Origin of the sequence: Arthrobacter sp. Soil736, from assembly GCF_001428005.1 — a bacterium.
GTDB lineage: Bacteria > Actinomycetota > Actinomycetes > Actinomycetales > Micrococcaceae > Arthrobacter.
The window spans coordinates 260178-268864 of record NZ_LMSB01000056.1 but is presented as its reverse complement, the minus strand read 5'-3'; the positions used below and the strand labels follow the sequence as shown (position 1 = coordinate 268864).

General features: G+C 66.4%; 7 protein-coding genes. 4 read left to right on the top strand and 3 right to left on the bottom strand.

The window, feature by feature from the left end; all coding sequences use genetic code 11:
- The first annotated feature begins 412 nt into the window (after nt 1-412).
- From ASG92_RS24535 to dctA, 4 genes are all read left to right on the top strand, one after another.
- Nucleotides 413-1981: an NCS1 family nucleobase:cation symporter-1 gene (locus tag ASG92_RS24535; RefSeq protein WP_056634749.1), complete on the top strand. Its 1569-nt coding sequence runs from the start codon at nt 413-415 to the stop codon at nt 1979-1981.
- A 94-nt stretch (nt 1982-2075) separates the two neighbouring features.
- Complete coding sequence (locus ASG92_RS24530) at nt 2076-2819, top strand: aspartate/glutamate racemase family protein (protein ID WP_056634746.1); 744 nt, start codon at nt 2076-2078, stop codon at nt 2817-2819.
- A gap of 23 nt (nt 2820-2842) precedes the next feature.
- Nucleotides 2843-3604: an SDR family oxidoreductase gene (locus ASG92_RS24525; protein ID WP_056634743.1), complete on the top strand. Its 762-nt coding sequence runs from the start codon at nt 2843-2845 to the stop codon at nt 3602-3604.
- Nucleotides 3605-3830: 226 nt separating this feature from the next.
- Entirely contained in the window at nt 3831-5309 is a 1479-nt protein-coding gene (dctA, locus tag ASG92_RS24520; RefSeq protein ID WP_056634741.1) for a C4-dicarboxylate transporter DctA, read from the top strand.
- Between the two features lie 135 nt (nt 5310-5444).
- Here dctA and ASG92_RS24515 read toward each other — a convergent pair whose 3' ends face one another.
- From ASG92_RS24515 to ASG92_RS24505, 3 genes are all read right to left on the bottom strand, one after another.
- Nucleotides 5445-5834, bottom strand: coding sequence for a sterol carrier family protein (locus ASG92_RS24515; RefSeq protein ID WP_056634738.1), 390 nt, complete (start codon nt 5832-5834; stop codon nt 5445-5447).
- 103 nt (nt 5835-5937) lie between these two features.
- Nucleotides 5938-6954, bottom strand: a complete 1017-nt coding sequence (locus ASG92_RS24510; RefSeq protein ID WP_056634735.1) for an asparaginase — start codon at nt 6952-6954, stop codon at nt 5938-5940.
- 59 nt (nt 6955-7013) lie between these two features.
- Nucleotides 7014-8591: a molybdopterin-dependent oxidoreductase gene (locus ASG92_RS24505; RefSeq protein ID WP_082579712.1), complete on the bottom strand. Its 1578-nt coding sequence runs from the start codon at nt 8589-8591 to the stop codon at nt 7014-7016.
- Between the last annotated feature and the right edge of the window lie 96 nt (nt 8592-8687).

Sequence of the window (8687 nt, the reverse complement as noted above, 5' to 3'; positions counted from 1 at the left end):
TCCAGGGACTCAACCCACTCGGCGGTCTCTTCCGGATCACGATCAGGCAGCTGGTTAGTCAACCCGCTGAGGATATGGGAGGTATCTTCTCCTGCAGCCACGGCAGCCTCGTTTCATCTTTGAATGTTGGGCTCATGTTTTCGTATTGTGAGAAAACATTCTTGCCATTCGAGATTAGGCATTGGAGGGTGGGCCGGTCAAGGCGGGCGGCCGGGGCGCGCGCCATTCGGGGATCCGCGGCGTCTCCGTCCCGATTGTGACCACCCGGCGGCGCAAATCGTCCTTGACGGCAGGGTGACCCAGGTCATAAGGTAATTCCACTCTTCAATAGCCAATTTCCACTACGCGGAATCGACTATCCGGAAGCACGGACTTCCGCCCTCAAACCTTCCCTTCAGAACTGGAGATCCAGATGCAGACGACCCCATCAGTCGGCGTCGAAACGGCTCCCGCCCCGACAGCGCTGTCGGGGCAGCCGGTCCATCCCGCCACGGGCGTCGACGCCCTCTGCGAGGCGGCAAGCGCCGCCTCCGGTCACGACATCACCCCCACGCTCTATAACGCCGACCTCGCTCCCACCAAGCGGCACGGGCGCCGCTGGACCGGATACAGCATCTTCACCCTGTGGGCGAACGACGTCCACAGCCTCGGCAACTACGCGTTCGCCGTCGGACTCTTCTCCCTCGGCCTCGGCGGCTGGCAGATCCTCATGGCCCTGGCCATCGGCGCCGCCCTTCTCTTCGCGCTGCTCAGCTTTTCCGGCTTCATGGGCCAGAAAACCGGCGTTCCCTTTCCCGTCATGAGCCGGATCAGCTTCGGCATCCGCGGCGCCCAGCTGGCCAGCCTGCTGCGCGGCGCCGTGGCGGTGGCATGGTTCGGCATTCAGACGTTCCTGGCGTCGGTGGTGCTGCGGGTGATGCTCGTGGCCATGGTCCCGTCCCTGCACGAACTGGACGCCAACTCCGTCCTCGGCCTGTCCACGCTGGGCTGGATCGCGTTCGTGGCGCTGTGGATCGTGCAGCTGGTGATCGTCAGCTTCGGCATGGAGATGATCCGCAAATACGAGGCGTTCGCCGGTCCCGTCATCCTGCTGACCATGGTCCTGCTGGCCGTCTGGGTCTTCATCGAGGCCCGCGGCTCCATCCAGTGGACCGGCATCCGGGGGCTTGAGGGCGGCGACATGTGGCGGACCATCTTCGCCGGCGGCGCGCTGTGGGTGTCCATCTACGGAACCTTCGTCCTGAACTTCTGTGACTTCACCCGCTCCGCCGTCTCCAAGAAGTCCATCGTCCGCGGCAACTTCTGGGGCATCCCGATCAACATGCTCCTGTTCGGCGCCATCGTGGTGGTCCTGGCCGGCGGGCAGTACAAGATCAACGGCACCATCATCGAAACGCCCTCGGACATCGTCGAAAGCATTCCCAACACCCTCTTCCTGGTCCTGGCCTGCCTCGCGATCCTGATCCTGACCATCGCCGTGAACCTGATGGCCAACTTCGTCGCCCCGGTCTACGCCCTCACCAACCTGTTCCCCAAGCACCTGGACTTCCGCAAGGCGGCCTGGGTCAGCGGCACAATCGGCCTGGTCATCCTGCCGTGGAATCTCTACAACAACCCGCTGGTGATCGTGTACTTCCTCGGCGGGCTCGGTGCCCTGCTCGGCCCGCTGTTCGGCGTGGTCATGGCCGATTACTGGCTGCTCCGCCGCGGCAAGGTCAACGTCCCGGAGCTGTACAGCGAGAACCCCGGCGGTGCGTATTTCTACAAGAAGGGCGTCAATCCAAAGTCGATCACCGCGCTCCTGCCGGCCTCCGCCGTCGCGATACTCATCGCCTTCGTGCCGGCGCTCGAAGCAGCGGCCCCCTTCGCCTGGTTCTTCGGCGCGGGTGTCGGGGCCCTGACGTACTACCTGATCGCCGACCGCAAGCAGCAGTTCGAGGACGTCGACGGCGAGTCCATCGCCGTCGCGAGCACCCACTAACAGCCACCCAACTGACTCGCACTTAATGTCGTTTTGAGCCCCCAAAACGACAACAACTGCGAGTCAGTTGGGGCAACCTATCCAGGAGAACTCCATGCGCATTCTCGTTGCCAACGTCAACACCACCCGGTCCATGACCGACTCCATCGCCGCGCAGGCCCGCAGCATCGCGGCGCCCGGCACCGAGATCATCGGGCTCACTCCGCGGTTCGGCGCGGACTCCTGCGAGGGCAACTTCGAAAGCTACCTGGCCGCGATCGCCGTGATGGACCGCGTGGTCAGCTACCCGGACCCGTTCGACGCCGTCATCCAGGCAGGCTACGGGGAGCATGGCCGGGAAGGGCTCCAGGAGCTGCTGGATGTGCCCGTTGTCGACATCACCGAGGCCGCGGCCAGCACTGCGATGTTCCTGGGCCACAAGTACTCCGTGGTCACCACCCTGGACCGCGCCGTGCCGCTCATCGAGGACCGGCTGAAGCTGGCCGGCCTCGATGCCAGGTGCGCGTCGGTGCGGGCCAGCGGCATGGCAGTCCTGGAGCTTGAGGAGGAGCCCGAGCGCGCCGTCGAGGCCATCATCGAACAGGCGCTGCTTGCCGTCCGCGAAGACAAAGCCGAGGTGATCGTCCTGGGCTGCGGCGGCATGGCCGGACTCGACGAACAGATCCGGCAGCGGGCCGGGGTTCCCGTGGTGGACGGCGTGGCGGCCGCGGTGACCATTGCGGAATCGCTCGTCCGGATGCGGCTCTCCACGTCCAAGGTCCGGACTTACGCCATGCCCCGGCCCAAGACCGTCATAGGCTGGCCACTGGTGGGAGCGGATGTTCCCGCCACCCAGTAGGCCAGTAACCAGCAGGAGTACGCATGACCGCCACGCCAACGCCCGGACCCGTCGCCGTCGTCACCGGGGCCGGTTCCGGCATTGGCCGGGCGGTGGCCCGCCAAATGCTCGCGGGCGGTTACCGCGTGGCCCTGGCCGGCCGCCGCGAGGCGCAGCTGCTTGAAACGGCAGGCGGCCACCCGGACGCGCTGCCGGTGCCCTGCGACGTCACCGTGCCCGACGACGTCGAACGCCTTTTCGCTGCCGTCCTCCATAGGTGGGGGAGGGTGGACGTGCTGTTCAACAACGCGGGCGTGTTTGGACCGGCGGCGTCGGTGGATGAGATCACCCTCGCGGACTGGGAAGCCACCGTTGCCGTGAACCTGACCGGATCGCTGCTCTGTGCAGGTGCGGCCGTCCGCGCCATGAAGGCGCAGCGCCCGCAGGGAGGCCGGATCATCAACAACGGATCCATCTCGGCGCATTCGCCCCGGCCGCGGACCGTGGCCTACGCGGTCACCAAGCACGCCATGACGGGCCTGACCAAGAGTATCGAGCTTGACGGCCGCGCCTTCGGCATCACGTGCGGCCAGATCGACATCGGCAATACCGCCACCGAAATCATGGACACCATCGGCGTCGGCTCCGGCGCGCTCCAGGCCGACGGCTCCCGCAAAGTCGAGCCCATGTTCCCTGTGGAGGACGCCGCCCGCGCGGTCCTCATGATGGCCGGCATGCCGCCGTCGGCCAGCGTGGGCTCGGTGGTCATCACGGCCGCCGGCATGCCCTTCATCGGCCGCGGCTAGCAGCGCAGCACTCTCACCGTTTTCCGCTACGTTTTCGGACATTCGCACCGGGGATCCCGTGCGCGGATGCCCGACGGCGCAGCGGATTTTTGCATGCTCAAAGAATGCTTCAACAATTCCGCGATATGGAAACAGTTTATCCCCTTGCGGAATAGTGTGAGCGGGGTTACTTTGGAAACAGACCCCGATTTTCCGGGGCTGTCCCCGATTGAATAGGTACAGATCAATGAAGATCCCAGATTCCGCGGCGCTGAAGGCGAGTTCGGCGCCGTCGAAGAAGAAGCCCCTGTACAGGTCGCTCTTCTTCCAAATTCTGATCGCCGTCGTGGCAGGTGTTCTCATAGGGCATTTCTGGCCGGACCTTGGCGCTCAACTGAGGCCGCTCGGTGACGGCTTCATCCAGCTCATCAAAATGATCATCGCGCCGCTGATTTTCCTGGTGATTGTCACCGGAATCTCAGCCGTAGGCGACGTCAAGGCGGTCGGAAGGGTAGGAGTCAAAGCACTTCTGTACTTCACAGCGGCCACGCTTTTCGCCCTGGTCTTTGGCCTGGTTGTCGGCAACATCGTCCAGCCCGGAGCCGGCCTGAACATCGATCCGAGCACCCTGTCGCAGGAGGCGCTTGACGCCAAGACCGGCCACGCTGTGCCCAAGGATGCCGCGTCCTTCATCCTGGACATCATTCCCACCAGCGTCATCGGAGCCTTCGCGAGCAACAGCCTGCTGCAGGTCCTCTTCTTCTCGGTCTTTTTCGGAGCGGCGATCGTCGTCATCGGCCGCGAGCGCTGCATGCCCGTTGTCAGCCTCATGGAGACCGTCCTCGAACTGATCTTCAAGATCATGTCCTGGATCATGAAGGTGGCCCCGATCGGCGCGTTCGGAGCCATGGCGTTCATCATCGGCCAATACGGACTGGACACGCTCGGAACCTACGCGCAGCTCATCGCCGCCTGCTACGGCGCAGCCATCGTCTTCATCGGGCTCCTGTTCCTCGTGGCCTGGGGGTTCGCCCGCGTCCCGCTGTGGCAGTTCCTGAAATACACGCGGGAGGAGTTCCTCCTGGCCCTCGGCACGGCGTCCACCGAGGCCGTCATGCCACGCATCATGACCAAGCTGACCAACGCGGGCTGTTCCCGTGCCACCACCGGCCTGGTGGTTCCCACCGGCTACTCGTTCAACCTCGACGGCGCCGCGATCTACCTTTCGATTTCCCTGCTGTTCCTGGCCCAGGCATTCGGCCACCACCTTGACCTGGGGCAGCAGCTCGCGGCATTGGGTGTCCTCTTGCTGACGTCCAAGGGCATGGCCGGAGTCCCCGGTTCCTCCTTCCTGGCCCTGTCCGCCACCGCCGCCGCCCTCGGGATTTTCCCGGTTGCCGGCGTCGCCCTCCTCCTGGGGGCTGACCGCCTGATGGACTCGATGCGCGTGGTGGTCAACCTGCTGGGCAACTGCGTGGCCACCTTCGTGGTCTCCAAGTGGGAAGGCCAGTTTGACCGTGACGTCATGGTCCGGGCCTTCAAGGGCGAGATCACCAACCACGATTCGGCGATCATGCTCGGCGTCGAGGACGACTTCGAGGACCAGGAACTTGAACGGATCAGCGGGGGCGGGCAGCCGTCACCCAAGTTCCGCGGCGGCCCGACGGCTGATCAGATCCCTGAATTCCAGATGAGCAAGCCCTCGGCGGCCATCAACCACGAATAGCCGTACGGCGCTGGGCCAAAGCCTCCAGCCTGTAGCCCGCGAAACTCCGCCCCGACTATCCCGGGGCGGAGTTTCGCGCGTTACGGAGTTACGTGCCAGGGCGCTTACAGGTCAGGCGCTAACAGGTCGTGGCGCTTACAGGGGCAGCAGCGCCGACAGGTCGGCGCGGAGCCCGGAGGCAGCCACCCGTCCGTCCCCTACGGCGTCCGCCCAGCTCAACTTCCCGGTCACCATCGCAAGCCAGGTTGCGGCGTCGCACTCTATGACGTTCGGCGGCGTGCCGCGCGTGTGGCGCGGGCCTTCGACGCACTGGGTGACGCCGAACGGCGGTACCCGGACCTCGACGGAGTTGCCAGGTGCCCGGGCGGTGACTTCCTCGAGGGAGTACCGCACCGCCGTCGCGATCACGGACCTGGGGACCTCCGGTGCGGCGGAGGGTGTGGCCGGCGGCGTGCCTGCGGCCACCCACTGGGCCACGGCCGCGCGGCCCTGGTCAGGGTCAATCCGGCGTCGGGAAACAGCCAACGTCCTGGCACCTCCACATCGTTTTCGTCCGTCATTACCCTACGCCACCGGCCCCGGCTCCGGGCTGCTGTAGCCCGCTGCAGGCGTGCAGGGCAGGAGGGGCTTAGTCCAGCAGAGCCGAAACCGCGTGCCCGAGGCGGATCCTGCCCACCGGCCGGCCGCCGCCCAGGACCGGCTCAACCACCTTTTCAAGCACACTGGACACGCCTGGAATATCCACGGCGCCGGCGGCAGCCAGCAGCGTCAGGCCGATCAGGGAGGTGGCGCGCAGGTTCCCGTCCAGCACCTTCACGGCCACCGAGACGCCCTGGGTCGTGGCCATGACCAGGAGGCCCTCGGCGCCGATCTTGGCAATGACGTCCAGCTCCTCCATCACGATGGTGTTGGCTTCACCCCTGCCCTGCACGGCCCACGGGTAGTCCAGCATGGAGGTGGCGATCGTGGCTGCCCGGGCGTTGGCGTTCTTGTCACCCGGCGCCATCGCCAGTTTGGAGTAGGCGCGGGCCAGCCCGGTCAGGGAAATCGCCGCCACGGGGGCGCCGCAGCCGTCGATGCCCAGGTGCGCGATGCCCTCGCCCGAGTACTCTTCGATCACGGTGCGGATGCGCTGCTGCAGGGGATGATTGGGTTCCAGGTAGCTGTGCGTGTCCCAGCCGTTTTCCGTGCATGCCCACAGGAAAGCCGCGTGCTTGCCGGAGCAGTTGTAGGCCAGCCGGGACTTACCCTTCTCGGAGCGGGTGAGCCAGGTGCGGGCTGTCTCGTCCTGCGGCCAGGCGGCCGGGCACTGAAGCTGCTCCTCCTTGACGCCGGCGGCTTTCAGCATGCCCTCCACCACGTCCATGTGGTCCAGTGAGCCGGTGTGGGAGGCGCAGGCTAGCGCCACCTGGGCGCCCCGCAGCGGAACACCGGACTGCATGGACGCCAGGGCCTGCAGCGGCTTCAGCGTGGAGCGGGCAAGAATTGGCGTGGTGATGTCGCCGAGCTGGGTGACCACCATGCCGTCCGCGGAGAGGACCACTGCTGCTCCGATGTGCCGGGATTCGACGAATCCGCTCCGTTCAACAACCGCGAGTTCGACGGCGGACTCCACTGTGAACGTGGCATGCGAATGTAGTGGCATAGCCCAAGTCTAGGTGCCGGATTCGCATTCCCCGGGACCCGTTCGGGGCCGGTCCGCCCCTACTCCACCGTGACCATGACGGACTGCCAGCCGGAGGCGCCGTCCGGCACCGGATCCGCCCTTTTCTCCGTCTGCACCTCGCCGGTACCGTCCGTGGCACGCACCCTGATGTAGTGCGAACCAGGCTTGGCGTCCCAGTCGAAGGACCATTGCCGCCACGTGACCACCGAGGCCTCTTCGGACAGGACGGCCGGGGCCCAGTCTGCGCCGTCGATCTGGACCTCCACCTTGGTGATGCCCCGCGTCTGGGCCCATGCAGTGCCGCCGATCGCCACGCGCCCGGCGGGCACCACGGCGAAGGACCTGGGTACTTCCACGCGGGCCATCGTCTTGATGGGGCCGCGCTCGGACCAGCCTCGCTGCGTCCAGTACGCCTTGCTGTCCGCGAAGCGCGTCACCTCCAGGTCCACCACCCACTTGGTGGCGGAGACGAAGCCGTACAGCCCGGGCACCACCATACGGACGGGGTAGCCGTGTTCCAGCGGCAGCGGCTCGCCGTTCATGCCGATGGCGAGCATGGCGTCGCGGTCATCCTGCAGGACCTCCAGCGGAGTGGACGCGCTGAACCCGTCGATCGACGTGGACAGCACCATGTCCGCACCGTCCTTGGGCCGGGCACGCTTGAGGACTTCGCGGATGGGCAGCCCGAGCCATTTGGCGTTGCCGGCAAGGGTTCCGCCCACCGGGTTGGAGACGCAGGTGAGGGTCACATGGGATTCGATCAGCTCGGCGTCGAGCAGGTCCTGGAACGTCAGCCGGACCTCCTGCTCCACGAGGCCATGCACGCGCAGTTCCCACTCCTCGGCCTTGATTTCGGGAACGCTCAGGGCCGTATCGATACGGTAGAAGTCGCCGTTGGGCGTCAGCCACGGCGTGACGCCCGGCACCGCGGACTGCACTCCGGCGGGAACTGCGGCCGCGGCCTTGCCCGGCGACGGCAGCCGCAACGACTCGCGGGCCTGCGCCACGTTGCTGCGCGCAGCGCTCAGCAAACGGCCTCCGGTCGCGGCGATGCCTGCGGCCACGGCGGTCAGGCCGGTTGCCGTGAAGAAGGCCCGCCGGGTAGTTGCCGGGCGGTCCGGCCACTTCGCCGCGACGTCAGCCGGAGCATCGGGAAAGGACTGCAGCCGCCACACCCGGGAGACCAGGAGCCGCAGGACGATGAGCCCGGCCACGGTTCCGAGGACCGTCGGCACGGCATCCGCCGGCTTCACGCTCGCGCGGGTCACCACGCTGGCCACGATGATGGCCCCCATCAGCAGCACTCCGGCCACACCCAGTGCCCACTTCCGGAAGGCCACGACTCCCAGCACACAGGCCAGCAGGAAAATGGTCAGGCCCATGCCCACGAAGAGCGCGGCCTTGTCATTCGTGCCGAACGTGGCGATCGCAAAGTCCTTCATCCACGGCGGGGTGAAGTCGATGAACGTGGAACCGAGCGCGATGACGGGCGTGGCCCGCGCCGTAAAGAACGCACCGATCAGTTCCGCAACGGAGAGTACGACGGCGGCAGCCGCCACGCCGGCCAGCGCCGCCAATGCGGCGGGGCCCTTGAGCCACTTCGTGAGCTTCTTCATGACCGTGGTTCGTAGCGGCGGGTCCGGGGGATTGTTCCCGACGGAGGGAACAATGGGCCGGGCCCGCCGGCCGGGCCCGACACAGCTTAGGAGCCA

Excerpts from the sequence above, each read along its gene's own strand:
- ASG92_RS24535 (WP_056634749.1), top strand. The coding sequence starts at position 413 with ATGCAGACGACCCCATCAGTCGGCGTCGAAACGGCTCCCGCCCCGACA.
- ASG92_RS24530 (WP_056634746.1), top strand. The coding sequence starts at position 2,076 with ATGCGCATTCTCGTTGCCAACGTCAACACCACCCGGTCCATGACCGAC.
- ASG92_RS24525 (WP_056634743.1), top strand. The coding sequence starts at position 2,843 with ATGACCGCCACGCCAACGCCCGGACCCGTCGCCGTCGTCACCGGGGCC.
- dctA (WP_056634741.1), top strand. The coding sequence starts at position 3,831 with ATGAAGATCCCAGATTCCGCGGCGCTGAAGGCGAGTTCGGCGCCGTCG.
- ASG92_RS24510 (WP_056634735.1), bottom strand. The coding sequence starts at position 6,954 with ATGCCACTACATTCGCATGCCACGTTCACAGTGGAGTCCGCCGTCGAA.
- ASG92_RS24505 (WP_082579712.1), bottom strand. The coding sequence starts at position 8,591 with ATGAAGAAGCTCACGAAGTGGCTCAAGGGCCCCGCCGCATTGGCGGCG.